The sequence below is a fragment of the Cryobacterium ruanii genome (genome assembly GCF_004404055.1).
Classification (GTDB): Bacteria; Actinomycetota; Actinomycetes; order Actinomycetales; family Microbacteriaceae; genus Cryobacterium; species Cryobacterium ruanii.
In genome coordinates this window covers 24,685-51,480 of record NZ_SOHK01000009.1, presented here as the reverse complement: position 1 = coordinate 51,480, position 26,796 = coordinate 24,685, and the positions used below count along the sequence as shown (strand labels likewise).

Annotated in this window: 24 protein-coding genes and 1 tRNA gene; 10 read left to right on the top strand and 15 right to left on the bottom strand. The window is 65.9% G+C overall.

The annotated features are described in order from the left end of the window. Positions 1 to 43: 43 nt before the first annotated feature. The 6 genes from E3T47_RS06155 to E3T47_RS06130 form a co-directional block, all read right to left on the bottom strand. A complete protein-coding gene (locus E3T47_RS06155) occupies positions 44 to 1,048 on the bottom strand; it encodes a glycosyltransferase family 2 protein (protein ID WP_134555273.1) in 1,005 nt (334 codons plus the stop codon). Further along, positions 1,045 to 2,094: a polysaccharide pyruvyl transferase family protein gene (locus E3T47_RS06150; protein ID WP_134555272.1), complete on the bottom strand. Its 1,050-nt coding sequence runs from the start codon at positions 2,092 to 2,094 to the stop codon at positions 1,045 to 1,047. The genes E3T47_RS06155 and E3T47_RS06150 overlap by 4 nt, the downstream gene beginning before the upstream one ends. Continuing rightward, positions 2,091 to 3,308: a glycosyltransferase gene (locus tag E3T47_RS06145; RefSeq protein ID WP_134555271.1), complete on the bottom strand. Its 1,218-nt coding sequence runs from the start codon at positions 3,306 to 3,308 to the stop codon at positions 2,091 to 2,093. The genes E3T47_RS06150 and E3T47_RS06145 overlap by 4 nt, the downstream gene beginning before the upstream one ends. Next, the gene (locus E3T47_RS15830) at positions 3,305 to 6,235 is read right to left on the bottom strand and encodes an oligosaccharide flippase family protein (protein WP_166805634.1); all 2,931 of its coding nucleotides are present in this window, start codon (positions 6,233 to 6,235) and stop codon (positions 3,305 to 3,307) included. The genes E3T47_RS06145 and E3T47_RS15830 overlap by 4 nt, the downstream gene beginning before the upstream one ends. Further along, positions 6,232 to 7,251 (bottom strand): glycosyltransferase family protein, encoded by a 1,020-nt coding sequence (locus E3T47_RS06135; RefSeq protein WP_166805633.1) that lies wholly within the window; start codon positions 7,249 to 7,251, stop codon positions 6,232 to 6,234. Before E3T47_RS06135 ends, E3T47_RS15830 begins: the two co-directional genes overlap by 4 nt. A gap of 83 nt (positions 7,252 to 7,334) precedes the next feature. Continuing rightward, positions 7,335 to 8,762, bottom strand: coding sequence for a hypothetical protein (locus E3T47_RS06130; protein ID WP_134555269.1), 1,428 nt, complete (start codon positions 8,760 to 8,762; stop codon positions 7,335 to 7,337). 195 nt (positions 8,763 to 8,957) lie between these two features. Here E3T47_RS06130 and E3T47_RS16535 point away from each other — a divergent pair, with 195 nt between their 5' ends. Next, positions 8,958 to 9,482, top strand: a complete 525-nt coding sequence (locus tag E3T47_RS16535; protein WP_134555268.1) for an acyltransferase — start codon at positions 8,958 to 8,960, stop codon at positions 9,480 to 9,482. Here the strand turns inward: E3T47_RS16535 and E3T47_RS06120 are convergent. Genes E3T47_RS06120 through E3T47_RS06105 form a run of 4 tightly spaced genes read right to left on the bottom strand, consistent with a single transcriptional unit; the run spans position 9,466 to position 12,546 of the window. After that, the gene (locus E3T47_RS06120; protein ID WP_166805632.1) at positions 9,466 to 10,035 is read right to left on the bottom strand and encodes a YdcF family protein; all 570 of its coding nucleotides are present in this window, start codon (positions 10,033 to 10,035) and stop codon (positions 9,466 to 9,468) included. The two genes, E3T47_RS16535 and E3T47_RS06120, sit on opposite strands and share 17 nt — an antisense overlap. Further along, the gene (locus E3T47_RS06115) at positions 10,032 to 11,156 is read right to left on the bottom strand and encodes an acyltransferase family protein (RefSeq protein ID WP_134555266.1); all 1,125 of its coding nucleotides are present in this window, start codon (positions 11,154 to 11,156) and stop codon (positions 10,032 to 10,034) included. Before E3T47_RS06115 ends, E3T47_RS06120 begins: the two co-directional genes overlap by 4 nt. Beyond that, positions 11,144 to 12,022, bottom strand: a complete 879-nt coding sequence (locus E3T47_RS06110; RefSeq protein ID WP_134555265.1) for a twin-arginine translocation signal domain-containing protein — start codon at positions 12,020 to 12,022, stop codon at positions 11,144 to 11,146. The genes E3T47_RS06115 and E3T47_RS06110 overlap by 13 nt, the downstream gene beginning before the upstream one ends. A gap of 44 nt (positions 12,023 to 12,066) precedes the next feature. After that, positions 12,067 to 12,546 carry a VanZ family protein gene (locus tag E3T47_RS06105; protein WP_134555264.1) on the bottom strand — a complete coding sequence of 160 codons (480 nt, stop codon included), beginning with the start codon at positions 12,544 to 12,546 and terminating at the stop codon, positions 12,067 to 12,069. 162 nt (positions 12,547 to 12,708) lie between these two features. Here E3T47_RS06105 and E3T47_RS06100 point away from each other — a divergent pair, with 162 nt between their 5' ends. Then, positions 12,709 to 13,212 carry a hypothetical protein gene (locus E3T47_RS06100; RefSeq protein ID WP_134555263.1) on the top strand — a complete coding sequence of 168 codons (504 nt, stop codon included), beginning with the start codon at positions 12,709 to 12,711 and terminating at the stop codon, positions 13,210 to 13,212. Positions 13,213 to 13,243: 31 nt separating this feature from the next. On the opposite strand, the gene E3T47_RS06095 is transcribed toward E3T47_RS06100, so the two are convergent. From E3T47_RS06095 to E3T47_RS06080, 4 genes are all read right to left on the bottom strand, one after another. Beyond that, positions 13,244 to 14,734, bottom strand: coding sequence for an MFS transporter (locus E3T47_RS06095; protein ID WP_241982005.1), 1,491 nt, complete (start codon positions 14,732 to 14,734; stop codon positions 13,244 to 13,246). A gap of 62 nt (positions 14,735 to 14,796) precedes the next feature. Continuing rightward, positions 14,797 to 14,870, bottom strand: a tRNA-Pro gene (locus tag E3T47_RS06090). 63 nt (positions 14,871 to 14,933) lie between these two features. After that, positions 14,934 to 15,926, bottom strand: a complete 993-nt coding sequence (locus E3T47_RS06085) for a metallophosphoesterase (protein WP_134555262.1) — start codon at positions 15,924 to 15,926, stop codon at positions 14,934 to 14,936. Beyond that, positions 15,923 to 18,517 (bottom strand): transglycosylase domain-containing protein, encoded by a 2,595-nt coding sequence (locus tag E3T47_RS06080; protein WP_241982003.1) that lies wholly within the window; start codon positions 18,515 to 18,517, stop codon positions 15,923 to 15,925. The genes E3T47_RS06085 and E3T47_RS06080 overlap by 4 nt, the downstream gene beginning before the upstream one ends. 71 nt (positions 18,518 to 18,588) lie before the next feature. Here E3T47_RS06080 and E3T47_RS15825 point away from each other — a divergent pair, with 71 nt between their 5' ends. Beyond that, positions 18,589 to 18,756, top strand: coding sequence for a Sp36 family protein (locus tag E3T47_RS15825; protein WP_166788150.1), 168 nt, complete (start codon positions 18,589 to 18,591; stop codon positions 18,754 to 18,756). A gap of 2 nt (positions 18,757 to 18,758) precedes the next feature. Then, the gene (locus tag E3T47_RS06075; protein WP_134555260.1) at positions 18,759 to 19,229 is read left to right on the top strand and encodes a RidA family protein; all 471 of its coding nucleotides are present in this window, start codon (positions 18,759 to 18,761) and stop codon (positions 19,227 to 19,229) included. Between the two features lie 172 nt (positions 19,230 to 19,401). Here E3T47_RS06075 and acs read toward each other — a convergent pair whose 3' ends face one another. Beyond that, positions 19,402 to 21,375 carry an acetate--CoA ligase gene (gene acs, locus E3T47_RS06070; protein ID WP_134555259.1) on the bottom strand — a complete coding sequence of 658 codons (1,974 nt, stop codon included), beginning with the start codon at positions 21,373 to 21,375 and terminating at the stop codon, positions 19,402 to 19,404. Positions 21,376 to 21,827: 452 nt separating this feature from the next. Between acs and E3T47_RS06065 the strand changes: the two genes are divergently transcribed. The 6 genes from E3T47_RS06065 (at position 21,828) to E3T47_RS06040 (ending at position 26,383) form a co-directional block, all read left to right on the top strand. Further along, positions 21,828 to 22,958, top strand: a complete 1,131-nt coding sequence (locus tag E3T47_RS06065) for a TadA family conjugal transfer-associated ATPase (protein WP_134555258.1) — start codon at positions 21,828 to 21,830, stop codon at positions 22,956 to 22,958. Between the two features lie 50 nt (positions 22,959 to 23,008). Next, positions 23,009 to 24,088, top strand: coding sequence for a type II secretion system F family protein (locus E3T47_RS06060; RefSeq protein WP_241982001.1), 1,080 nt, complete (start codon positions 23,009 to 23,011; stop codon positions 24,086 to 24,088). Between the two features lie 151 nt (positions 24,089 to 24,239). Beyond that, entirely contained in the window at positions 24,240 to 24,458 is a 219-nt protein-coding gene (locus E3T47_RS06055) for a DUF4244 domain-containing protein (RefSeq protein WP_134555257.1), read from the top strand. Then, positions 24,439 to 24,798 (top strand): TadE family type IV pilus minor pilin, encoded by a 360-nt coding sequence (locus E3T47_RS06050; protein WP_134555256.1) that lies wholly within the window; start codon positions 24,439 to 24,441, stop codon positions 24,796 to 24,798. Before E3T47_RS06055 ends, E3T47_RS06050 begins: the two co-directional genes overlap by 20 nt. After that, positions 24,795 to 25,187, top strand: a complete 393-nt coding sequence (locus tag E3T47_RS06045) for an Rv3654c family TadE-like protein (protein WP_134555255.1) — start codon at positions 24,795 to 24,797, stop codon at positions 25,185 to 25,187. The genes E3T47_RS06050 and E3T47_RS06045 overlap by 4 nt, the downstream gene beginning before the upstream one ends. A gap of 581 nt (positions 25,188 to 25,768) precedes the next feature. Next, entirely contained in the window at positions 25,769 to 26,383 is a 615-nt protein-coding gene (locus E3T47_RS06040) for a prepilin peptidase (protein WP_206751329.1), read from the top strand. Positions 26,384 to 26,796 lie beyond the last annotated feature (413 nt).

Below are 26,796 nucleotides of genomic sequence, written 5' to 3'. Positions count from 1 at the left end.
ACGGCTCGGCGATCGAAACTCACGGTTCAATGACGACCGCAGCCTAGGCGGAACCCTGTTTGGCAACCATGCGCAGCAGGCGCCGGTGCAGTGGCACGCTGAGCTTCGCCGTACCGGCCAACGCGAGGCGCTTCCAGTCGCGGCGGCGCGCGGCGAGCAGCACGAGGCGCCAGGTCAGGCGGGAGCGCAGCTCGGCGACGATCTCGTCGCGTTCCTCGGCGTCGTAGGGGCCGGTCAGGGCGTCTTTCAGCCCGGAGAGCAGCACGTAGCGCAGCCGAAAGTAGCCGTAGGAGTTCGAACCGATGATGCGGGTGTCGAGGGTGATCGCGGCGCTCGTGACCGCCTGTTCCACGAGCAGCAGCGACTCAGCCCGGCGCGACCCGGAGCGGATGATCGACCCACCGCGCACGACATAGGAGTAGAGCACTTCGCTGATGGACGCGACCCGATCGGCCGCGGCTAGGAGCTGGGCGACCATGGCCAGGTCGGAGTGCACCCGGGCTGGGGTGAACTCGATTTCGCCGGCGAGGGAACGCCGGAACAGCTTGTTCCAGAGGTGCCCGGTGAGCTCGCCGTCGAGCAGCAGGCTGAAGGCTTCGGCACCGGTGATCGGATCGGCCAGCGTCGGCGCGGGCAGCGGGCGCCGCTGCCCGGGATGGACGTACTCGGCGCCGCAGACCACCACATCGGCACCGGTCGATCGCGCCGCCGCCACGAGCTTTTCGAGCGCCGCATCAGACCACTTGTCGTCGCAATCGACGAACCACAGGAACTCGCCCCGGCTCTCGGATACCGCGCGGGCCCTGGCACGGGCGACCCCGCCGTTCTGCTCCAGCCGAAAGTAGTGAACGGATGCGTGCGCGGCGGCCGCCCGCGCACCGATCGTGGCCGTCGCATCCGTTGACCCGTCGTCGACCACGATGATCTCGATATCGGCCAGAGTCTGGCCGAGCAGTCGCTCGATCGCTCCCTCCAGGAATTCGGCAGCGTTGTAGGCGGGCACGATGACGCTCACGACCGGCCGACCCGCCGCGTGCGCGCCGTTCATTCGGTGAGCCGTCGAATGGAGCCGGTCAGCTCGCGCAGGGAGGCGCGGGCTTCGACGACGTGGCGCAGAATCGGCTCCCGGCGGCTGATCACGTCGCGAGCCCGTCGTTCGAGCGCGGCGGGGTCGGGCAGCGTCCAGCCGATCGTTGCGCCCTTGATGCCGACCGCGTCAAGGGTACGGGCAGCTTTCGATGGGCCGGCATCGGCGATCACGAGCGGCAGCGCGCCCTCGGTGAGCCCGATCACGGCGGCGTGCAGCCGGTCGGTCACCACGAGCAGCGACCGTTGGTACACGCCCCGCAGCTTCACTTCCTGCTCGGCATGGTCTGGACCATCCCAGACCAGCGCAGTACCACCGAGCGACGCGGCGAGTTCCTCGGCGAGCGGGCCGTCGCGTTCGATCTGCGCCACGGCCACGATCTCGAGTCTGAGGGTGTCGGCCAGACCTCGCAGGGCGCCCAGCCACGCGTCGTCGGGGCGTTGCCCGTTGTATCGCACCGAGACGGCGAGCAGCGGGCGAGAAGCAGTCGACGCGAGCAGGTTGGCCTCCGCTGCCCCCGTGGCGAAAGCCCAGTCGGGAGCGATGCGACCGAGCCCCATCGTGCTGCGGCTGTACGCGTCGCGCCAGGCCACGAGGTCGCACAATCGCAAGGTCACGGCCACCGGAATGCGCCAGCCGGTTTTCTGCCGCACCCCGAACCCGGCGTGCACGGCGTGCCCGCCGCGCAGCCGATTGAGCGCGAGGTGCGGGGCAATGCGCAGATAACGCAGCGCGTAGGCGCGTTGCAGTTCCATTTCCCCGGCGTTGAAGGCATAAACGGATGCTTCCCGCAGCGTCGACCGTGAAATCTCGCGTCGCCATTCGGCGCTCGTGCGGTAGACCCGATCGTCGTCGTGCAGGCTGAGCCCGCTCAGGTAGGAATCAGCTCGCGAGCCGACGAACACCTGCAGGTCGCCGGCCTCGCGGAGGGCATCCAGAAAGGCGCGCCGCAGTACCGTGTCGCCGACATTGTCGATCTGGCCCATGGCCGAAGCGAAGATTCTCATGAGCGTTGCACGACCCGCAGCAGAATCCGTTCCAGGTCGGAGCTGCTCGCCTCCTCCGAGAAGCGGGCCAGCCACGGCTCGATGCTGTCGAGCGGCAGCTCGGCCGCCCGCAGAATCGCGTCGGCGAGGTCCACCGGATGCGCGGACAAGGCGAGTTCACCCGTGATGCCGGGCACAATCGCATCCGCCACTCCGAGCGCCCCCGAAACGGCGACCGACGGATAGCCGGCTGCGGCCGCCTCGACCAGCACGTTGCCGAAGCCTTCACGACTCGACGTGAGCAGTGCCACGGCATTGGCACCGAAGTGGTCGAACCAGTTTTCGACCCAGCCACGATGGTGGAAGACCACGTTCTCCTGCCGGGCCGCAGCCTGCACGTCGCCCAGCAGCGGGCCGCCGCCGAAGGAGACGACCTCTACGGGCACGCCTCGGCGGGAGAGCTCGGCGGCGGCCTTAATCGCGAGCAGCGGACGCTTCTGCGCCACCAGTCGACAGGCCAACACGATCTGAATGCCGTTGGCTGACCCGGGGCGGCGTTCCGATCGCGCCACAATCGTGTCAACACCGCCTGACTCGTCGCCACCAACCTGCGCGTGTGCCGCGGTCGCGCTCTGGCTGCGTGCGGTTCCGCGCAGTTTGGCCGTGGCCGGGTTGGCGATCACCGTCACGCGGTCACCGCGCACCCCGAAGGCGGCGACCATTTCGGCGGCGACCGGATGCGAAATGGCGATCACGTGGTCCGCCCACCGGTACAGGCGCTTGGCAAACCAGATCTTCACCCGGTGGGTGAGATTTGATCCGGGCAGTCCGAGCGACACGAGGTTGCGCTCGCTCACCAGCACGCGGGGGCGCAGGCGCGACGGCACCAGTCGGGCCGCGGTCAGCAGCACCAGGTTCGGGTGCGCCTGCAGGGACACCGCCGCGTCGGGCTGCCAGTCGAGCAGTCGTCGCCGCAGTGCGGCGGCCTTCCGCACGTGGCCGTGCTGGCCGGAAAGAGAGACGGCTCGCACTCCGTCCGGCAGGTATTCCGGCTTGACCTCGGCCGAAGTGAGCACGACGCTGACCTCATAGCCCTGATCGGCGAGCCAGCCCATCCAGGTGCGGGCCACAAACTCTGCTCCGCCCCCGTGCAGGGAAGGAATCACAAAGAGGATGCGGCGGAGCGCGGGATGCCCGCGCGCGTAGTCGGCCGGGGTGTATGAAGAGGGAGTCATGCGGGGCCTCGTCTGTGGGGAGTCGGGTGCTGAGCGGTCGGGTACTGAGCGGTCGGGTGCCGGGCAGGAGTACGTGACGGTGCGGAGCCTGGCAAGGCCGCGAAGTTGAGGGCTGCCAGGCGCTGCACCTCGGGAAGTCGCTCGGCCAGACGGTCGCGATAGCGCTGCCGATCGGCCAGCACCGCGAGCGCGACCGGAATCATGCGCTGGGCCAGGCCGACGCCCGGCTCAAGGCACAGTTCCTGCGTGTCGAAGAGCCGCATCATTCCGGCGACCTTGCCCTGGGTTGATAGGGCCACGGTCGGCACCTCGTGGAACATGGCCTGCACGGCGAGGTGCATGCGCCCGGTCAGTACGATTTCGGCGCCGGCGCAGAGCCCGCGCACCTCGGCCGGGGCGAGCAGCCGGTTCACCAGAACGACTCCGTCAGCCCCATCCAGGCGGTCGAACACTGCCCGGCAGGCGGCCGCGTCGTCGCCGCTCGAGCGCACGACATGGGGCAGCAGCACGACCCGGAGCCCGGCCCGCAGCAGCGCGGTGACGATGCGGGCGTACTCCGTGGGCTGGTCGAATCCTCGGCCGACCAGCGCGCTCGCGTTCACGACGGCGTATGGTGCGGGTGAGTGCCCCAGATATTCCGTGGCGGCGAGGTCGGAGCTGGTGCGTGCCGCGAATACGCAATCGGCGACGTCGATTACGTTCTCGAAGCGATCGGCGCGAGCGCGGGCGCTTGAGACCGGGTCGCGCAGCTGCAACCGGGTGCCCAGCCGGCCGGCTCGGGCGAGCGAGCGCCGTACCCCGAGGTCAGCCTCACCATTCCAGCTGAAACCGAGGATGCGCGCGTCGACGCCGACGCTGCGGGCCAGGCTGGCGACATCCGCTCGCCGTGAGGAGGCGCGCACACTGTAGGCACCGTCCATGATGTCGGCGCCGACCACGGTCAGCGATAGGGCGCCGTCGAGCACGGGGGCCAGCACGGCCATGGACTGTCGATGTACCCGTGCAGCACCGTAGACCAGGTGCGGAATGGGCACGAGTTGGGCGCGCCAGGCGTGCTGCGACGGAATTTGCAGGTCGGCCAGCCGCCGCACGAGAACCTGTACCGGACCCGGCACGTTTTCGAGAAAAGCCTCCACCATGGCCTGGTCGCCGATATTGCCCTCGCCGGGCGGGGCGACGAGTACGTGCCACCGTTCGGTGTGCGCATCGAATGGGCGCAGCCGGTCGGTGGCGCGTTTCAGCGCGGCGCGATCGAACAGATAGGGCAGAGCGGATGCCGCGGCGAGCCCCTGCAGCACCCGGTCCAGCCGGCGGATGATGCGCAGCCGGATGCGCCCCGCCTTACGGCCGGTGGGCGGTCGGGCAGGCACCAGCTGGACGGCGTCGGCGTTCGGGCCGCCGGTCTTCGACGACGTGGCGGAGCGCAGGAAGCTACGGGCCTGGGTGATCGAGCGCACGTCGCGGCGAAAGACCGGCCAGATCAGCATGACGACCCCGATGGCCACGAGGAGGGCGACACCGCCGAGGGCGACACGCGCGAGCGGCAGGTCGATGGGGATCCACTGTACGGCGGCCCAGCTGACTCCGGTCGCGAAACCGTAGCCGAGGATGGCCCGTACTCCGGCTAGGAACATCGCGCGCGCCGGGGCGTTCGTGACCCGGCTGATCCACCACAGCCCGATCGGCCAGATCAGAGCGACGCCGAGCGAGTATCCGGCGGCGACCCCGTAGACGCCCAAGAACGAGCCGAGGAGCACGAAAACGACGAGCAGCGGCCGGGTGCACAGGGCAAAATACAGGTTTTGCTTGGTGACGTCCTTCGATAGGAACACCCAGTAAGTCGCGTAGGCGGCCGCCTCGAAGAACCCGGCAATGGCGAGAATCTGAAAAATCGGGGCGGAGCCGAGCCAGTTGCTGCCAAGCGCGATGCTGATGATCGGCAAGGCCTGGGCGCAGGAGAAGGCGAGCACGATGGTGACGGCGTGCAGCATGATGATTTGCCCGAGCAGAATGAACCGGTCGTACTTTGGTGGGTCGTCCTGCAGCCGGGCCAGCACCGGCAGGGCCACCCGGGTGGATGGAGCGTTGATCTGGTTGAGCGGCAGCAGCAGCAGTTGGAACGCCCGGTTGTACAGCCCGAGCGGGCCGGCACCCAGGGTCGCACCGATCACGATCGAGTCGGTGTTTCGGCTGGCGTAGCCGAGCAGTTGGGTGCCGGCGAGGTTCGACCCGAACATGATCAAATGACGCATGGGTGCTTTGCGGTGATACCAGCCGGGAAACCAGCGGGTGATCGGAACCAAGATGATGATGGTCAGGACGCCCTGGCTGATCTGCTGACCGGCGAGGGCCCAATAGCCGAAACCGTTCAGCGCCATCGCGATGCCGATAGCGAGGCCGCCGACCTGGGCGCCGATCTCCGACCCGGCGAGGGCTTTGAAGTGAAAGTTGCGGTTCAGGTCCGCACGAAACTGGGTGGCGAGGCCGTTGAGCAGAAAAGTGGCCGCGAGCACCTGGGTGAGCAGCACGAGCCGGTCGTCGCCGTACAGGGTGGCGATGAGCGGGCTGCACAACACCGCGAGCAGCATGAGTGCGAGCCCGATCACGCTGTTGATCCAGAACAGGTTGTCCTTCTGGTGTCGGCTCAGGTCGCGCACTGCAATGGCGGCCGATGACAGCCCGAAGTTGCGCAGCACCTCGCCGACGCCGATGATCGCGGCGACCGACGCGACCAGGCCGTAGTCGCTCGGGTCGAGCAGCCGGCCGAGCACGACGATACCGCTAAGCTGCACGCCGATGCGAATGAGCTGGCCGACCAGGGTGGTCGACGCGCCGCGCCCGGCGGTGCGACCGAGGCCGGCGGTCGAGGGCGGTTTCTCGGCTTTTTCAGGTATTTTGGGTGCATCGGGCGGCAGGGTCGCGGTCAACGGATGCTCCGCCCAGTCAGCTGCAGGGCCCGCAGGTAGACTCGATAACTCTGCAGGCCCAGAGTCTTCCAGTCCCGATCGTCGAGCCGGGGGCGCGGTCGGGAGCCGACGGCGCGCATCCGTCCGAGGGTGCCCTGCAGAATCTCGGGCGTGAGCTCGCCGTCGTAGAGGTAGATCCAGTCGGGCCCCACCTCGTCGGCGAGGGCCTGGTTCGACGGCGTCGCCGGCACGAGTACCGGCCGATCGAGCGACAGCGTCACGAGCAGCACGCCCGAATTGTGCATTTCGCGGTACGGCAGTACGACCAGCTCGGCCTCGCCGACCTCGACCACCAGTTCCTCGTCGGAGACGAAGCGCAGCACCGAGCCGATGCGCGCGTCCTGCGCGGCTTCAGTGGTGACGATCACGCCGAGCCCGCTCGACGGCCGACCCACGACGTGCAGCGTCAGATCGGGGCCTGGCAGCGCCCGAAACACCTGCAGCAGGGTTTCGACGCCCTTGTACGGGCGAATAAGCCCGAAATAGAGGATGCGCCCGCTCACCGAATCGGGCCGGCGCATGCCGCTGAAGCGGTCACGATAGTGGCCGTGCAGGATGGTGACCGCGCGGGATTCGGGCTCCACCGGTGTGGTCGGGTTCAGGCGGATGACGAGGGCTGTGCGGGCGTCGAGCGCATCGAGGGCCCTGTTTTCGGCGTTGTGGCCGGCTTCGTGCGGGGTCAGGTTGTGCATGGTGCGCACGATGGGAATGTGCTGCAGCCGGGCCCGCAGCAGCAGCGCGTACAGCGCAAGGCGGCGCAGCCGGGCCTTCAATGGGCGTGGCGCGCGAATGAGCAGTTCCGGCCAGTGCACGTGAAGAACGTCGTAGCGGCCAAGCAGGGCGGTGCGCCAGGTGAAAAAGCGCATGGTCACCGCATCGGGTGCGCCATCGACCACTTGGTTGACATACCGGGTGTTGCCGTCGGGCGGGCTCAACGACTGCAACACTGTGATGTGTGTCGTGCCTGTCTTCATCATGCCCATACCCCTAACGGGCCGGTATAAGTTCGACGAAACTTGAGATTCTGTCGGTTTAGCGTAGCGTGCAGGTTGCGAAGGCGTTATAGCCGCGCATACCCCCGTTTGGGGTGCGGCTTTGCCCGGCCCTGTCGGGGCTCAATCGGGGGAATGGCATCCGCTCGCGTCGGATTCAGCGCCAGGATGAGCAGGCAGCCGAGCAGCACGTGCATCGGGCGCAGGGCGTCGATCGCGTTGAATCCGGCGATGCACACCGTGTAGGCCACCAGGGCGGCTGCCGGTCCCACCGCCCGGCGGGAGAGCGCGTGCGCTACGGCCGAACCGATCATGAGCAGGAACAACGCCAATCCGGGCAGACCGATGCTGATGAGAAGTTGCAGCAGCGAGTTCTCGATGGTCACCTCGTTGAACAGGCGTCCGGTGATGCCCGAAGTACCCGGCCCCGATCCGATCCAGCCGGTGAGGTTCGCGGCCTGTAGCGACACCCAGACGCCGAGGTCACGCGCCTGCGACGACAGCTCGGCTTCGATCGAATTGTTGCGGGCCGTGAAGGCGTCGAACTGAAACAGACCGACCACCGCGACGACCATCAGCACCGCGAGCAGGGCGAACTTCCCCCACCGTTTGTGGCCGCGCAGTACCAGTGAAACAGCGTAGGCGAAGGCGATGGCGATGGCCGCGGAGAGGATGGCTCCCCGCGAGACGGTGGCGACGAGCCCGAGCCCGCTGAACACGGCCGCAACGAGGGCAGACTGTGAATTCTCTCGCAGCCACACGCCGATGGCGAGCGCGCAGGCCACGGCAAAGAACAAGCCGGCGAAGAGCGGATGCCCGAACGATGCCGTTGCGCGATACACCGACCAGTGCTGGCTGTCGCTGAGGCCGAGCACGTAAAACAGGGAGCCCCAGATCGGATTGGCGCGAAGCGCGCCCTCGATGAGGGCATATGCCCCGAGCACTGCGCCGAGCACGAGCCAGACCCGCTGAATCCAGAAGGCCTCCCGGCTGGCTGTGACGATGGCGAGCGGGAGCAGTACCCCGGCGCTGAAGCTGATGAGCCAGCCGAGGCTCGCCTGTAGATCGGTGCTGCGCACGAGCGCGAACAGTGACCAGGCCAGGAACAGCAGGGCGAAGTAGCGGGTGGCCGACCGGAACGGGGCCGGCGCAGCGAAGGGCGCCTGGTCGGCCGTGCCGGTGAGCAGCCGCCGCACGGCCCAGACGACGATGATCATCGTGGTCAGCGGAAGGGCGCCAATGGGGCCGTCCTGCGGAAGAATGCGGGCCGGAATGAGCAGAAACATGGCCAGCGCAACGGCCGGCAGAATGTGCGCCGGAAGTAGGAACAGCGTCACCACTGCGACGAAAGCCAGCAGGGTCAGCGGAAGCACGATGATACCGAGCTCGGTGACGAAACGTGGCAGCACCAGACTGGCAACGATCACGAACAGCGCAGCAAGCGTGACGAGGATAATCGGCGTGCGGCGCTGGCGCAGCATGGTGAAATCGAACATCGGCCGCCTTCGGGGGAAGTCGCGCAGGGAATGGTGGTCGCGCAGTGGGTATACGAGATCTGGCCGCAGGGCTCTTGCTGCGATCAGGCGCAACGATAACACGTGAATTTTCCTCAGCGCCAGCATGGCGACGCGAAAACCGGTACTTTGAGCGGGTCGCTGAAAGCCTGAACCACCAATGAAGTGGAGTTTCCGGTGAAATTGTCCCGCCTGACCTACAGATTTCAACGCAGCACCCGGGGCCGGGTGTACGCCATGCGGGCCTTGGGCGTGCAAATCGGCGCTGGCTGCCGCATCCTCTCTGACATTGCCACGACGGAGCCGTGGCTCATCTCGGTCGGTGACCGGGTGACGATCAGCTCCGGTGTGACGTTCATCACCCATGACGGTTCCGGCTGGCTCTACCGGGACGAGCGCGGCCGCCGCTACCGGTTTGCACCGATTCGGGTGGGCTCGGACGTCTTCATCGGCGCCGGTGTCACCGTGCTGCCGGGCGTTCGAATCGGCGACCGGTGCGTAGTCGGAGCAGGTTCGGTGGTCACCGCGTCGGTGCCGGACGGCACCATCGTGGCCGGCGTTCCGGCCCGGCCGATCAAGCAATGGCCCGAGTTCCACGCGGCGCTCGCCGCATGGCCGGCCGAGGCCGACATGGTCGGCCAGACCTACCGGCAGCGGATCGATTCCATCGCCGAAGGGTTCCAGATCAACAAGCGGGCGTGACCCAGGCCTTGACGAAGCCTGCGCTCTGGTAGCCGAACTGGTAGGCCCATTTCAGCGGATCCATCGGCTGACGGGCGCCCATCACCGCGAGCAAACCTGCGTAGCACCGACTGATCTGCACCCGGGCCCGGCTCACGTGATAGCTCGAGGTGACCACGACCACTCGATTCCAGCCTCGCGAAGTCGCAATCGCGGCAATGGCTTCGGCTTCACCGCGAGTGGTCGTGGGCTTCGGATCGAAGCACTCAACCTCAACCGTCGTGCCCGGTACCGGCACCGGGCGGGCGCACAGGTTCGCCGGGCGGGTATCACCGCCGAACGCGTCCGAGATGAGGATGTGCCCGCTGTACCCGGCTTGGGCGAGGTCCACGGCCTTCGCCACCACGGCGGCGCTTCCGAGCCCACCGAGAACGACGATGGCGTCGGCAAAGACGGGTGGGTCTTCCCGCGGGAACATCACCGTTCTTGTGGTGACGGCCAGCAAGCCCACGGTCAGCAGCACCAGGCCGGTGAGTACCAGGAACGCACGCTGCCGGCGGCGCGATCGCCTCATTCGCTGCGCGGCAGCATCCGCTCTGCCGAATCTGCCGGCGCTGCCGACCCTGCCGATGTCAGCCTCGGCGCGTGCCCAAACCGGGTCGGCGCGGCGAACCATCTTGGAACGATGAATCCGTACCGAAGCAGCGGCAAGTCGCGCACTATGCGCCAGAATAGCAGCGAGGCGGCGACGGCCCCGCCGGCGACGAGCACGGGCAATACGGGGCCGAGGCGATCGAGCCAGGCCTCGCCGCGGGCGAGCAGCAGCACGCTGGTCAGGGCCGAGACGAACAGCACGTGCAGGACGTAGATGGGCAGGGTGTTACGACCGACGTAGGACAGCCAGCTCATCGCCCGAAAGCCCAGTAGAAACCGGGCCACGAGCAGGCCAGCGCCGAGGGCGAGCAGACTGGCCAGCACGAGTGTGCCGGTGATGAACGGCATTCGCGCGTCAACGGTGAGAATGACGCCGGCCAGTCCGAGGAAAGCCGCGGCGAACCCGAGGCCCAGCCCGAGGGCGCCGAGGCGGCTGGGCCGGTTGACGAAGGCGAGGATCCACTCGCGCAGATAGCAGCCGAGCAGAAAGAACAAGAAGTAGCGGCCGATGCCGTTCCAGGCAATGTTGCCGGTGTCGGCTCGGGCGAAGAACAGCACCGACAGCACGGCGGCGCCGCCGATCTGCATCCGCCAGTCGACGCGGTCCCTCATGAGCTTGGCGGCCACGAAGAACAGGGCGAGCGCATAGAGAAACCACAAGCCATTGCTGGGGCGCACGGGGGCGAGCAGTAGGTCGATCGGGTTGGTCTCGTCGAAGCCTGCCGGGTTGGGCAGCAGTGAGAAGTAACCGAAGCGCACGAGCGTCCAGAGCAGCAGCGCCCAGACCAGCAGGCTCAGTCGAGTACGCCAGAGTGTGGGCCACGTACGCGCGATGATCGAGGCGGCAAACAGGCCGGAGGCGAGAAAGAACAGCGGCATGCGAAACACGATGAAGACGAGGTTGATCTTGCTCCACAATTCAGGGGTGAGGCCGGAGATTACCGTCCACTGCACCGCGTGCGCGAGCGCAACGAGCAGTATGGCGATGCCTTTGGCGCCATCAACCCAATCGACCCTCGTCTGGTTCGCTACACCGACCACTGCGCAAAGGTCTTCATCATGTCCGTGTGGGCGAAGCCTGGCGTCTCGTGGGCGAGCGTGTGGTACATGACCTGGGCGTCCGCGGCGACCGGCTTGATCTTATTGATCAGGGCGAGTCCGTTCTTGCTCGGAACGACCACAGTGTCGGGGTGGGCGTCATCGGAGACGAGTACCTTCACCCGGCTGTTGCTCCACGGCGTCGCGCTGATGCGCGCCGGGTTGGTGCCCTTGATCAAGGTGAGGTCGTTGCCGTAGGCATCACCGACACGCGCCTGGTTCTGGGTGTCGTAGGCGTAGAGCCACTCGTTGTCGTAGAGGGCATTGACCATGTACAGGCCGCGAATATACGGGATGAGCTTCTTGCCGTAGGTGTAGCAGGCCAGCGATCCGCCGAATGACGTGGCCCGCAGAAAGTTGCGGCGCACGGTGTAGAGCGAGTTCAGGTAGGTCCAGGCGTTCTTCTGGGCATTGGTGGCGATGGAATTGGTGTACTGGGTGCCGCCGGCATTGATGCAGATGGCGATGGTGTTCTGGTCGACGACGAGCTCGCCGGGGTACTTGAAGCCGCCGTTGAGAGCGTTGTGCGAACTGGAGGCCGCGTGGTAGAACCACACAGCACCCACTGACGCCGCAGAGTTGCGCGAGATCGTCTGCGGAATGAACAGGCGGGCCCGATCACCGCCGATATCCACTTCGATGTTGTCGTAGAGCTTCTTCCCCTTCTGGGTGAGCACATTCGACAGGCGCGACACCTCTCCGGGTAGCTTCGGAGCGGTGGCAGCGAAAGCGGCGGGTGCGCCGAGCGCACCGAATCCAAGCGTGGCTGCGCCGGCAGTTGACAAAGTGAGAAACTTTCGACGATTCATTCTGCCGAAGGTAGCAGAGAGAATCCACTAGGTCCAACCCGGATTTATCGTGGCTGGTCGTGGTGCGGTAGATGGAGCCTAAACGGGCGCGGTCGCAGAACCAGCCGCAACACGACGATCGCGACACCCGCGCCGAGCAGCGCACCGAAGCTGTTCGCGACCACATCGTTGACCGTGGCAAAACGCTCGGGCAGCAAAACGAGCTGGCCAAGCTCAATCAGGGTGCTGACCAGCGCGCCGACCACCGGACCAAGCCACCAACGGTGCGGGCCGGCGAGTACGACGAGGAGCAGACCGACCGGAACGAACAGGGCGATATTTGCCGTGAATTCGATTGCCGCGTAGTTCAGCCAGGTTGGAATTCCGTGGGCGTGCAGCCAGAGCACGGCCAATGAGATCGACCCGTGCATGCCGCGATCGACCGGGGTGGGCCAGAACGCGATCAGGGCGAGCGCCACGATATAGGCGAGCGCGAACGAGAGGGCGGTCCGCCGAAACAGTCCGTACCGACGAATCGCGGTCATGACACCTCCTGGTTGCTAGCCCACTATGCCCTAGTTGCATGGTCCTGATTGCATCGGTCGAACTCCCGGTCTACGCCACTTGGGGGTGGATAGCTCCTGCGAGCGGATGTTTAATGACACCTCGTTCGTAGATTCCTGCCCCTGTCTCGAAAGAGGGCTGTCGTGGTCAGAGCAGTGCGCAATGACTTTCAGCGCCAAATTCTCGTCCTGGCGGCGATGTTCGCGCTGGTAATTCTTGCGCTATCGCCTGTTACCGCGCCGCCCAGTGCCGCGCCGCTGACTCTGGCCGGGGGTGTGCCCTCCGTCATCGCGGTGCAGAGCAGCGGGGCACCATCCGGCGCGTACTCGGAAACGGTCTGGACTGTCGGATGGCAGGATGAGATCGACGCCTGCAGCGGTGCTGTCGATATCGGTGCCTACTACGGCACGCCGGTTATCGCCGAGCACTGGTTCTGCGGGGGATCAATGTTTCCGGGGGAGGGCAGCACGATCATCCTGACCGGGGTGGTCTCCGGAACGTTTCGGGTCGGATCGATCGCCGCCGTGCTGAACGCGGCCACCGACAATGCCGGCGCCATTCCGCACGGCTTCGACTTGCTCTATCAAACCTGCGTTGACGGCTCGAGCGCCACGATGTCGTTCACCGAGCTGACTCGAATCGGTTAGGCGCCAATCGACGAATCCGGCGTGGCATCCGCTAGGCGGCGGCGGCCGAGCCGATGCTGGTAACGCGCTTCGGCAGCGCGAACACGAGAACGAGCGCGAGAACCGCGAACCCGGCGCTGACCGCCATCGCCATGGTGGCGCTGTGCGTGAATGCGATGGCGAGGGCATCCGCTCCGGGCCCGGGCACAGTCAGCGTCCCGAAGAACACGCTGCCGATCACGGCGATCCCGACGGCACTGCCGACGCGCTGCATCACGCCGACCACGCCGCTCGCGCCGCCGGCTTCGGAACGGTCGACGGTTGCGACGATGAAGGACACGTTCGGCGCGATGAAGAATCCACTGCCGAGGCCGGCGATGAACAGCGGTGGAAGCAGGTGCCAGTTGGTCAGGTCGCCCGGCGTCGTCAGGAGCATGACCAGCCAAATCCAGATCAGGCCAATCGTGACGAAGGCCACGCCGACCACGAGCACGGTGCGTCCGAGGCGCTTGGCAAGCCGGTCGCTCTGCGAGGCGCCGAGAATCGTACCGATCGCGAACGGAATGGACACGAGCCCCGACTCGAGGGCGGTGTGCCCGAGACCCGCCTGCCAGAGGATTGAGATGGTGAAGAAGATGCTGGTGAAGGCGGCGAAGTAAACCAGTGCGAGGACCACGCCGCCGGTGAACGCCGGGTGAGAGAACAAGTGGGGCGGCACGAGCGGGCTGGCGCCGCGCTTGGCAACCCGCACCTCCCAGGCACCGAAGGCAACGACGAGCAATGCCCCGGCAGCGAGGGTCAAAAAGGTCCAGAGCGGCCAGCCCTGATCCTCTCCCTCGATGAGCGGTACCAGGAGTGCGACCAGACCGGAAGAGAGAAGCACGAGTCCGAGCCAGTCGATGCCAGCCCGCGACACCTGGGCCTTCTGGGGAATCGCGGCACCGCCGGGTAGCAGAAAGACGGTGGCCACGAGGGCGAGAACGCCGATCGGCAGGTTCACCCAGAACACCAGGCGCCAGCCGTTCTCGACGCCGAAGGCTTCAATGATCAGCCCACCGACGATGGGGCCGAGGGCGGTAGAGACGCCGATGACCGAGCCCATGATCGCGTATGCTCTGCCGCGGGCCGAGGGTGGAAACATCAGCTGAATCACGGCCGTCACTGCCGGTACGAACATTCCGCCGGCCAGGCCCTGCACGACGCGGGCCACGATCAGCTGCAGGTCGTTCTGCGCAAGCCCGCAGGCGAGGCTCGCAAGCGTGAACAAGGCCAGGCCTGTGAAGAAGACCCATTTGTGGCCGACGCGGTCGCCGATCCGGCCCGCCGGAATGAGCGCGAGGCCGAAGGCGAGGGCGTACCCGGAGATGATCCACGAGAGGGTGGCCTCGCTTGCGTCGAGACTCGTTCGAATGCTGGGCAGCGCCACGTTCACGATGGTCGTATCGAGCAGCGCCATGAACATGCCGGCGAGGAGCACGATCAGGGCCTGCCAGGCTCGGCGTGGAATGACGGGTGACGGGGGGATGGCGGGCGTAGAAGTCACAGGGAATTCTACAACAAATCCCCCACTCCACTGGAGCGGGGGATTTGTTGTTTCCACTGCGGTCGGGGTAACAGGATTTGAACCTGCGACCTCGTCGTCCCGAACGACGCGCGCTACCAAGCTGCGCCATACCCCGATGGCCCGTGGGCCTCCCTTAGTATAGGCGCTCAAAGCGGCCCACGACGAATTGAGCGGGCAGTCAGGCAGCAGTCAAGGTGAGCAGGGTTGCCTCGGGCGGGCAGGCGAAGCGCACGGGCGCGTAAATCGAGGTTCCGAGGCCGGCTGAAACGTTGAGGAAAGCCGTGCGCAGGCCGTGGTTCCAGAGGCTCAAGCCCTTCACCTGGCGGCGCGGAATATCGCAATTGGTCACAAGCGCGCCGAAACCGGGCACGCAGACCTGGCCGCCGTGGGTGTGCCCGGCCAGGATCAGCTGGGCGCCGTGGTTCACGAAGGAGTTCAGCACGCGCTGGTACGGCGCGTGGGCGACTCCAACGGTGAGCGTGGATCGCGGCGCTGCGGCCTCTTCCGGGTCGGGCCAGACATCGTCGCCGAGGGGATCGTTGGCCCGCAAATCGTCGATCGCACGCGTGATCAGGTCGAGCCGGTCCCGCCCGATGTGCGGGTCGTCGACGCCGAAGAACTCCACGTGGGTGCCGTTCAGGTCGAGAGACTCGGCCGCATTGTTGATGTCGGTCCAGCCGAGATCGACGAACACACGGCGCAGGGCGTCGGTGTCCAGTTCCTCTGGGCGAATGCTGCGCCGGCTCGACGGCCCGCCGAAGTAGGTGAACGGGTTCTTGAGCTGCGGTCCGACATAGTCGTTGGAACCGTTGACGAATACGCCGGGAATTCCGCGGAACGGGGCGAGGGCGTACTCGATGCCCCTGACGCCGTCTTCGTGCCCGAGGTTGTCGCCGGTGTCCACGATGAGGTCGGGCTTCAACGCGGCGAGGCTGCGTACCCATTCCTGTTTGTTTCTCTGCCACGGCGCCATGTGCAGGTCGGAGAGATGCAGCACACGAATCGGCGGCGACCCCGGTGCGAGCACCGGAACGCTCACCTCGCGCAGCGTGAACCGGGTGCGCTCCACGAGCGCACCCCAGGCGAAGACGGCGAGGCCGAGTGCGCCCGCCGCCGCGAGTGAGGTGCCGACGAGCTGTCTGCCCTCGCCGGCGCGGCGAAGCGCGGTCACTCTTTGGGTTTCGTGTCGGCGGCGGGCGCGGTGTACTTACCAATGACAATCGTCACGGCGTCGCCGGGGCGAGTGGCCGTGCCCTCGCCGGGCTGAATGGCGACAACCTTGCCATCTTGCGCCTTGTCGGTCACCGTCTGTTCGAGCTTGGCCACGCTGAAACCGTAGGGGGCGGCGGAAAGCGTGGTGCGGGCATCCGCTTCGGTCTTGCCGATCACGGCGGGGATGACGACCCCGGTGCCGTCGCTCGAGAAGGCCGTAACCGTGGCGCCGCGAGTGGATGCCGCGCCGCCGGCCGGATCCGTGTTGGCTACGGTGCCGGCGGGCATCTCCGAGCTGGTCACGCCGCCGTCGACGAACAGGAAGCCGGCCGCCTCCAGGGTGGTCTTGGCTTCGGACATCGACTTGCCGCGCACATCGGGAACCGGAACGGCCACCGCGTTGATCACGTTCGACGAGGCTTCGGGGAAGGCGTCGCCGCCGAACTTACTGTTGGCGGCAGACATGACGATCGGCCAGATACGGTGGCGCGCCGTCGCAGCAGACTTGCCAAACAGGTTGGCGTTATAGCTGCGCTGGCTCTTCCAATTGGTACCGCCGACGTTGACTACGCCGACAACCGTGGCCACCTTGGTGCTCGCCCCGCTCATCCACGTGTCTTTGGCACCGTCTGTGGTTCCGGTCTTGCCAATCATCGGCACTCGCGGAGAGGTCGCGCCGTTCGACGCGCGCGCCGTTCCGCTCGTCATGACGCCCTCCATGGCGTACTGCATTCCCGCGGCGACTGCCGGTTCGACCGACTGGATGCAGTTCGATTTGGGAATGGGTAGCTCGGTTCCGTCGGACCCGATGATTTTCGAGATCGCGACGGCACTGCAGGTCATTCCGTTGTTGGCGATGCCGGCGAAGGCGACCGCCATGGTGAGTGGTGCGATCGTGTTGGTGCCGAGCACCGACGCGGCGTTCTGTCCGAGGTCACTGCCGTTGGCGGGGTGCACGCCGAAGTTTTCTGCTGTCTTGCGAATTCCACATAGGTCGAGCTTCTTAGCCATGCCGATAAAGCCCGTGTTTATGGAGCCGATCGTGGACTGCAAGGCGGTGTAGTTGGGATTCGATTCGCTGCTGCCGCCGTCGTTTCGGGGGTTGAATGGCGGCGTGTCGTTGTCGTAGTTTTGCGGTCCCAGACAGCTGTCCTGAAACACTCCCCAGTTCGACTTGCGGCGCGAATCGACCCGCTCAGTGAGCGCATGGCCTTCCTTGAGCCACTCGGCCAGGGTGAACACCTTGTAGGTAGATCCGGGCTGGAATCCGCCGGAGCCACCATAGGCGAAGTCGGTGTTGTAGTTGATGCTCGTGTAGTTGGCGCCGGTGGCCTGCACGTCCGGGTCCTGGCTGTAGTCCTTGTTCTGGGTCATCACCAGAACGTTGCCGGTACCCACCTGCACGCTGGACACCACGCCGCCGATATTCCAGTCATTGTAGGTCTTGGGAACGTTCGCGTTGAGGGCGGCGACTGCGGTGGCCTGCAGGTCGAGATCGAGGGTGGTGTAGACATTGAACCCACCCTGGCTGAAGTTGGCCAGGCGCTCCTCTTCGGTGGCGCCGAAGGTCACGTCGTTCTTGAGGATCTTGGTCACGTAGTCGCAGAAGAAGGCGTTGTCGCCGGCGGTCTGGCAACCGGTGCTCGGAACGGTGATGACCGGTTCGATCGGCGTGGCGATGGCCGCGTCGTAGTCGGCCTGGGCGATCTTGTCATACTTCAGCATCTCTTTGAGAATGTAGTCGCGACGAAACTTATTGTCGGCGTAGCCGTTGGCCGCGCCGTTGGTTTCGCTGTCGGGGCGGTCGAGCTGAAACTTGACCGGGTTGTTGACGATCGCCACCAGGCTCGCTGCCTGCGGCAGCGTCAGGGCTAGTGCGGTGGTATTGAAGTAATAATTGGCGGCGGCTTCAATGCCGTACACAGTTCCGCCGTAGCCGGCGATGTTGAGGTAACCGCGAAGAATGTCTCCTTTTTCGTACTTCTTCTCGAGGCCGATGGCCAGGCGCATTTCGCGCAGCTTGCGGTCGGCGGTCGTCTTGGTGGCGTCGGCGTAGCAGGTCTTGGCCTCGTCAGCGTCGGTCATGACCGCGCACTTTTGAATGAGCACGTTCTTGACATACTGCTGCGTGATCGACGAGCCACCGCGGGTTTCACCGCCGGCCAGGGTCTGCACGGCACCGTTAAAACTGGACTGGATGTCTACGCCGCCGTGCTCCATGAAGCGCGGGTCTTCACCGGCGATGGCGGCATCCTTGGCGAACTGGCTGATCGCGTCGGACGGGACGTCGACCCGGTTCTGTTCGTAGAACGAGGCGAGGAGAACCCGGGTGCCCACCGGATCTTCGGAGTTGGTGGATGCATAAATGTTGCTCTTCTGGGAAAGCCGATCAATGGAGAGATACTCGGGCAAACTGTCGAACACGTTGATGGTGTTCGTTGCGGCCATGCCGGACAGGGCGACGGCTGGGGCGACGGCGGCGGTCACGAGAATACCGACAACGGCACTCATCCCGACGAGACCCAGGAACCCCCCCAGAGCCCCGCTCACGGTTCGATTTTTGGCAGACATAGAATTGAGCTTAAGCGACAAATCTGAATGCCCGCCTCAATAGGAGTCACATGCCCGCCTGGGAATACCTCACAACGCCGTTGATGATCCACAATACGGCCGCCATTTTGAACAACTGGGGCACTGACGGGTGGGAACTCGTGCAGGTCGTACCCGGCCCCGAGGGTGGCCTCGTTGCCTATCTGAAACGCCCGCTCGCACCCAAGGAAGAGGCCTAATCGTGTCGAACATCGAAGCACGCCTAGCCGAACTGGGCCTTGAATTGCCGAGTGTCGTTCCGCCGGTCGCCGCCTACCTGCCCGCAGTGATCAGCAACGGGTTCGTCTACACCGCCGGGCAGCTGCCGATGGTGTCAGGCGCGCTGCCCGCCGCTGGCAAGGTCGGTGACGGCCACGGCCTGGTTCCCGCCGCTGACGCCCAGGAGTACGCGCGCACCTGCGCGCTCAACGGCCTCGCCGCCATCAAGAGCGTGATCGGGTCGCTTGACCGCATCACCCAGGTGGTCAAGGTCACCGGCTTCGTCGCGTCCGACCCCACCTTCACCGGTCAGCCGACCGTGATCAACGGCGCCTCCGACGTGCTCGTCGAGATCTTCGGCGACATCGGCCGGCACGCGCGTTCCGCCGTCGGTGTTGCGGTGCTGCCGCTCGACGCCCCGGTCGAGGTCGAGTTCGTCGTCGCCTTCGCGTAACACCGCTGCATAACTCCTGCAATTCCATCCGGCCGTGCCAGACATTCGCTAGCAATCAAGGCAAAGTCTGAGCCCGGCTGCGACTTGCAGGAGTTATGCAAGATCGGTGGCACGTGACTGGGGCCGCTCCCTTGCAAAGAGCGGCCCCAGCGGTTCCAGGAGTGCCGCGGAGCTATTTCTTCATCTGCGCGGTGATGGTGTTCATCACCATCGTGTCGGCGAGGGTCGTCACGTCGCCGACGTCGCGCCCCTCGGCCGCATCGCGCAGGAGGCGGCGCATGATCTTGCCGGAACGGGTCTTCGGCAGCTCGTCGACGATGTAGATGTCGCGCGGGCGGGCAATGGCACCGATCTGCTGGGCCACGTGCGCCCGCAGAATGCCCACGATGTCCTCGTGTGAGGCGATCTCGGCCTGGCTGAACTTGATCACCACGAACGCGACGACGGCCTGACCGGTCGTCTCATCGGCCGCGCCGACCACCGCGGCTTCGGCCGTGAGCGAGTGTGCCACGAGGGACGACTCGATTTCAGCGGTGGACAGGCGGTGGCCCGACACGTTCATAACGTCGTCGACGCGGCCGAGCAACCAGATGTCACCGTCGTGGTCGAGACGAGCTCCGTCACCGGCGAAGTACAGCGGGCCGTCCTTCGCACCGGAGGTGCCCTCGAACTTGTCCCAGTAGGTTTCCTTGAAGCGTTCAGGGTCGCCCCAGATGCCGCGCAGCATGGCCGGCCAGGGCTGGGTGACCACGAGGAGCCCGCCGTTGCCGTGGCCGACGTGCTGGCCGTCGTCGTCAAGCACGTCGATGGTGATGCCGGGAACCGGAACCTGAGCGGCGCCCGGCTTCGTCTCGGTGAGACCGGCGAGAGCCGAGACCATGATCGATCCGGTCTCGGTCTGCCACCAGGTGTCGACGATCGGCGTGAGATTGCTGCCGATGACCTCGCGGTACCACATCCAGGCCTCGGGGTTGATGGGCTCACCGACGGAGCCGAGCACGCGCAAGCTCGACAGGTCGAACTTCTGCGGAATCTGACGCCCCAGCTTCATGAACGTACGAATGGCCGTCGGCGCTGTATACAGAATCGAGACCTTGTACTTCTCGATGATTTCCCACCAACGACCGGTGTGCGGGGAATCAGGGGTGCCCTCGTAGAGCACCTGGGTCGCGCCGTTGGCGAGCGGACCGTAGACCACGTAGCTGTGTCCGGTGATCCAGCCGACGTCGGCGGTGCACCAGTAAACATCCGTTTCGGGCTTGAGGTCGAAAACGTTCTGGTGGGTGAACGCGTTCTGCGTGAGGTAGCCGCCGCTGGTGTGCAGGATGCCCTTGGGAGCACCGGTCGTGCCCGATGTATACAGAATGAAGAGCGGATTCTCGGCCGGGAAAGCCTTGGCTTCGTGCTCGGGTGAGGCCGTCTCCATGGCGTCAGACCACCAGATGTCGCGGTCGTTCCACTGCACGTCCTGGCCAGTGCGCTTGACCACGAGCACGTTTCTCACCGAGGAATCATTGGTCTGCAGGGCGGCATCCACGGCCGGCTTGAGGGCGCTGATCTTGCCCTTGCGGTAGCCGCCATCGGCCGTGATGACGAGCACGGCGTTGGCATCGTCGATGCGTGAGCGCAGGCTTTCCGCGCTGAACCCGCCGAAGATGACGGAGTGCACGGCGCCGATGCGGGCGACGGCGAGCATGGAGATGACGGCCTCGGGAATCATCGGCAGGTAGACAGCCACGCGGTCGCCGGCCGTGACTCCGAGCCCGAGCAATACATTTGCGGCCTTTTTGACCTCGGTGGTCAGTTCGGCGTAGGTGTAGCTGCGGGAATCGCCGGGCTCGCCCTCGAAGTAGAGCGCGACGCGGTCGCCGTTGCCGGCGAGAACGTGACGGTCGAGGCAGTTGAAGGCGACGTTGAGTTCGCCGTCTTCGAACCACTTCGCGAACGGCGGATTGGTCCAGTCGAGGGTCTTGGTGAACGGCTTGTGCCAGTGCAGGAGATTACGGGCCTGATCAGCCCAAAACGTGGCCGGGTCCTTCTGAGCGTCTGTGTACAGGTGCGGTGTGGCTGCCGTCTGTGCGGCGAATTCGGGAGTGGGCGCGAATCGACGCGATTCGTGCAGGAGGGTGTCAATTTTTACCGTCATATGTGTAATTCGCTCCTTTGCGGTACGTGCATGCAGACATTGCCAGCTCACCTGAACCCTACCGGTTCCGGGTCAATCTCTGTATACACAAACGAAATATGGAGAAACGGGCCCCCGTTTCAGGGAAATTTTGTACCCCCCGGGTGAGTGTCCTCTCTAATGAGGACATTGGACTTGCAATTTGTTCTCGGCTGCGTAAACTGATGCATGTCTGAACGAAAGTTTTGACCAGCATCGCGTACGGTTCCCCCCAATCTGCGTGGTGCTAGGCGGCACCTGTTCCCCCCAATAGGTGCCGCCCCTTCTATTTAATCCGGATACCTGTTAATCCGGGTACCTGGTTATCCGCGTGCTTGTGCGGCGCGTCCTCCCCTGCTCCATCGGCGGGCGGGCTGTCCACAGATTCCGCAGCGGCCATCGGGCGTGCGGGCGGCTCCCCCTAACGTCGAAGCATGGGCCAGCCCTTCGTCGCCGTTCCGTCCTACGCTGTTCCGCCCCAGGCCGCACCGGTCGCAGCGCAGCGAGCCGATGACTCCGCGGTGTCGTCTGCCCGTGCGGCGGCTGCGCCGCACCCCACGAACGCCGCCCGGCATCGCACGGCTACAACGGATGCCGCCCAACCGGCGGGAGTCGGCAGCGAACGCCTGAACGTGAGCGCCCTTGGTCCGCTGGCCAATTTTGCCGCACGCCCCGAAACCACGGACCTGTTCGTCAACGGGGAATCCGGTCTCTGGATCGATGCCGGGCACGGCCTCACGTTCGCGCCGTCCTGGCAGTTCGGCGAGGCCGCTGTGCGGGAGTTGGCCGTGCGGCTGATCGCGCTCGGCGGGCGGCACATCGACGAGGCGAGCCCGTGCGTCGACGTGCGCCTGGCCGACGGTATCCGGGTGCACGCTGTGCTTCCCCCGGTGTCGAGCACGGGAACGCTGCTCTCGATCAGGCTGCCGCACGCGGCAGACCGCAGCCTCGGTGCACTCGCTGAGGCCGGGTTGTTCGGCGTGGGGGAGGCGTCCGCTGCCCGGCTGAGCCGGCTGCGTGCTGCGGTGCGTGGCCGCCAAAATCTGCTCATTACCGGTGCCGCCGGAAGTGGAAAGACCACCCTCCTGGCGGCGCTGCTCGGCGAGGCGCCGGCCGACGAGCGCATTGTCGCGATCGAAGATGTGGCGGAATTGCGCATCCGGCATCCGCACGTGGTCGCCCTGGAGGCCCGGCAGGCCAACCTGGAGGGGGCTGGGCGCATCGGTCTGGAGGCGCTGTTGCGGGAGGCGTTGCGTATGCGGCCGGATCGGCTCGTGCTCGGGGAATGTCGCGGGTCGGAGATTCGTGAGTTGCTCGCGGCCCTCAACACCGGGCACGACGGGGGAGCCGGTACCCTGCACGCGAATTCGCTCGAAGACGTTCCGGCCCGGCTAGAAGCGCTCGGAGCCCTGGCCGGAATGAGCGCCGCGGCCGTGGCTCGGCAGACGGTGAGCGCGATCGGGCTGGTGCTGCACCTGGAACGTTCCGACGGGATGCGCAGGCTCGAAGCGGTCGGTCGGTTCACCCTCAACGGCCGCGACCGTTTGTCGATCGAGGCCGTCTGATGCGTGCGGGATCAGCGGGGTTGGCCCCTGTTCCTAAACAGCGTGCGACCGTGCGACGGGCTGATGCGGCACCACCGATCGAGGAGGTCGCGGCGGTCACGCAGCGGCTCGCGGTGTTGCTGTCGGCCGGCGTTTCCCCGGTGTCGGCCTGGGGATATCTGTTGCCGGCTCCGCATGGGTCGGGCGGTCCGAATACTGCGCCGCTCCCGGCCGGGCGGCCGGGCGGCTCGTTGCCGGCCAGCCGGGTTGATTCGGCGACCACCAGTATCCTGCGGGCTGCAGCCCGGGCCGCGACCCGCGGCAACAGTGTGGCCGACGCGATCGCCGGCCAGGCGCAGCGGGAAGCGGGGGTGAGTCCTTCGGTCGGCGGCGCCCGGCGCGCCGCAGTACATGCCGGGCGACGGGGTGAGGCACGCGGGCAGGCTGAGCGGGCGTGGCTTGGACTCGCTGCGGCCTGGCAGGTCGCTACCCAGGCGGGTGCGCCGCTCGCCGGATGCCTGCGTGAACTCGCCGCGTCGCTGCGCGAACTCGCCCAGGTGCAGCGTGATCTGGAGATAGCACTGGCGGCCCCGCGAGCGACGGCCCGGCTGGTTATGGTGCTGCCGGTGATCGGTGTGCTTTTCGGCAGCCTGATGGGTTTCGACTCACTGCACACCCTGTTCGCGACCGTGCCCGGGCTGGTCTGCCTTGGCGGCGGCGCTCTGTTGATGCTCGCGGCCGCGAGTTGGAGCCGCGCGCTCGTGCGCCGGGCCGCTCCCACAGACCTGACGCCCGGGCTGCGACTGGAACTCATGGCGATTGCCATGTCTGGCGGCGGGTCGGTCGACCGTTCGCGGGCCTTGCTGGAGGCAGCGGCCGTGCGCTACGGAATTGTGTCCGATGCCGACATCGACCCCATCGATCGGGTGCTCGACCTCTCGATGCGGGCGGGAGTTCCAGCAGCAGAATTGCTGCGAAGCGAGGCCGAACAACTGCGTCGCGATGCCCGCAGTGCGGGGCAGCGGCGGGCCGCGACACTCTCGGTGACGCTCATGCTGCCGCTCGGCCTCTGCGTGCTGCCCGCGTTCATGCTCGTCGGGGTGGTGCCGCTGCTGATCAGCGTGCTTTCCTCCACCCTGGTGACGCTCTGAAACTATCCACAGATAAGCGGACGCCGCGGCGCGGACGGATCGATCGGAGCAGAGTGAACCTGCTCGTGCCGCCCAACCTGCGTCGATGGACGCTGAAGGAGACGAGTCTGTGTATACAAAGATGTCTGTGCCTGGAGCAGCGCTGGTGAGAATGGCGCTGACAAACACTGCAGCACCGACGAAATCGACCGTGCCCGGCCGCGCTGCGCTGAGACGCCTGGCCGACGACGCCGGAGCGGCGACCGCGGAATATGTTGTGGCCACTATGGCTGCGGTCGGATTCGCCGGGCTGCTCATTGTCATTCTGCGCAGCGACGAGGTTCGGGGAATGCTCACCGATCTGGTGCGACGTGCGCTCAGTATCGGGTAGAGGAGGCCGTCGTGACGCACGGGGCAGCACGACGGCCGAATTCGCCACGGCTTTTCCGGCGGTCGTGCTCGTTCTGGCTTGTTGCCTCGGTGCCGTGCAGGTGGTCGGCGTGCAGGTGAGGCTGACGGATGCCGCCGCCAGTGCAGCGCGTGCGCTCGCCCGTGGCGACAGTCCGGGCCGGGCCGCAGGGCTCGTACAGAGCGCGGTATCGGGAGCGAGCCTGTCGTCGGAACGCCGCGGCGAGTTCGTCTGTGCTCGAGTCGCTGCCCAGGGTCTGCCGGGCATATTCGTGGGCCTGATCCTCGAAGCGCACTCCTGCGCCCTGGCCGGCGGATTATGAGCGCTCGAGGTGATAACTCGAAGGCCGGACCTGCCGAGTGCCGGAATGCCGAGTGTGGAGCTGGGTCAATCCTCGCTCTCGCAGTGCTGGCTGCCACCGTGCTATTGACTACCCTGATCGTGACGATCCTCGGGTTGCTCGTCGTTAGTCGGTCCGTCGCGAACGCGGCTGATGCGGCAGCGCTCGCAGCCGCTGACACCGCCTCCGGTGCAATCGCGGGCTATCCCTGCGAGGCAGCGGATGCCGCAGCGACGCTGAATGAGACGGCCGTCACGCGCTGTACTGTGTTGGGGCTGATCGCGTCCGTTTCTGTGCGGCGTCGGGTGCACGGCATTGACATCTCCGCGAGTGCCCGAGCCGGGCCGCCACCGGGTGAGCCGTCCGGGTGAGCCGACCGCATAAGCCGGGCCGGGCGCGATCAGAATCACTCGCAACTAAATTTCCCAGACCAACACGCCCGGCGCGGGAGATCGGGGGGCGTTTAATTTTGCAACGACTGACCCACGCTGCTGACGGCGCCCAGTTCCTCGTGCCACAGTGGCCACGTGTGTGGCCAATCGGGATAGAAACGAATAGGCCGAAGAAGGCCGCCGCGCTGGCGGGCCGCACGTCGAATCGCGCTTTGCGGGGTGGCGAAGGTGGGCACGTTGAGTTCGATCTGAGTGACGGGATCACGATCCGTGAATCATTCACACAGCCACCCAATGGTGCGTGTCAATCACGACGCGGCCAGAGACACTACTGGCCTTGCCCCCGCTTATGTGGGTCATATTCCTGCATGGCAGATTGAGTGCATGTCGATGGCCAGGACGGTTGGCGGCTTTTTTAGGACTCCCGACTCGAGGGAGCGTTCTTGATTTAGGCTAAATGTGTCGGGAAACCATCCGAACAGTGCACGCAGGCGGGGGAAAGAACGAGATGATAGACGTTTCTCGGAAAGAGTATTAGCGCTGTGGAGGTGTGGTTTCCGGTGGCCCTCGCAGTGCTCGGCGCCTCCTCTGGCGTGCCGCTGACCCGGGCCGCTGAGAGGATGTTGCGAGGAGGTCGCCGCTTCGGCTGGCCGGTACAGGTGGTCGTGGGAGCATCCACCGGCGCGCTCGTCGCCGGTGTGGCCTTTGTGCTTGGGCCGGTCGAGGAACTGCCCGCTTACCTGTACCTGGTTGGGATCGCCGTGGTGTTGGCCGTGGTTGACATCACCGAGAAGCGATTGCCCAACGCGATCATCTATCCGTCGCTGGTCGCGCTCCCCGCGTTACTCACCGCAGCCGCTTGGGTGACGAATCAGTGGCCGGCTCTGCTGGGAGCGGCGCTCGGGGCGGCTGCGCTTTTTGCGCTTTATCTCCTTCTCGCGCTCGTGGCGCCCGGCGGCATAGGCCTGGGCGACGTCAAGCTGGCCGCCGTCATCGGGTTCCCCCTGGGTTATCTGGGCTGGACACCCGTTTTCGTCGGCGGCTTCAGCGGCTTTCTCATCGGCTCCCTCGTGTCCCTGGCTGCGATCGCCGCCCGCCGGGCGACGTTGACGAGTTCGCTTCCTTTTGGGCCGTCGATGCTCGCGGGGGCCTTCGTGGGCGTGTTTTTCTCCTGACCGGCCACAGTCGACTCGCGTTCGTTCCCTCAACGTCCCTAGGGAGTACTTTTATCCGTACCTCTGCACGAACCAGCACCAGCGCTCACCCTCGTCATTGCTACTAGGGCCCGCGTGATTCCCCCGCGAAGCTCGATAATCATGTCGACTCCCCGCCAGCGGGGCCATATTCGTTGTGCGTTCGTGAAACTCCGGGAGTCGTAGCGGCGCAGAACCTGCCCCGAAAAATTCCCCACGCGCCGTCTCGAATCACGGTTCATGCCCGAGCTCTCCTTCGGTAGATCAACAGCCGACACACTGTTCACCCTTTATTGGGTCGCACTCCAAATGGGGCTATTGAGGAATCTTCAGGCGAAATATCTTTCGTGTACCCGATCGGCCGACTCTGAGGCCGGCCCACACAGAACGGAATT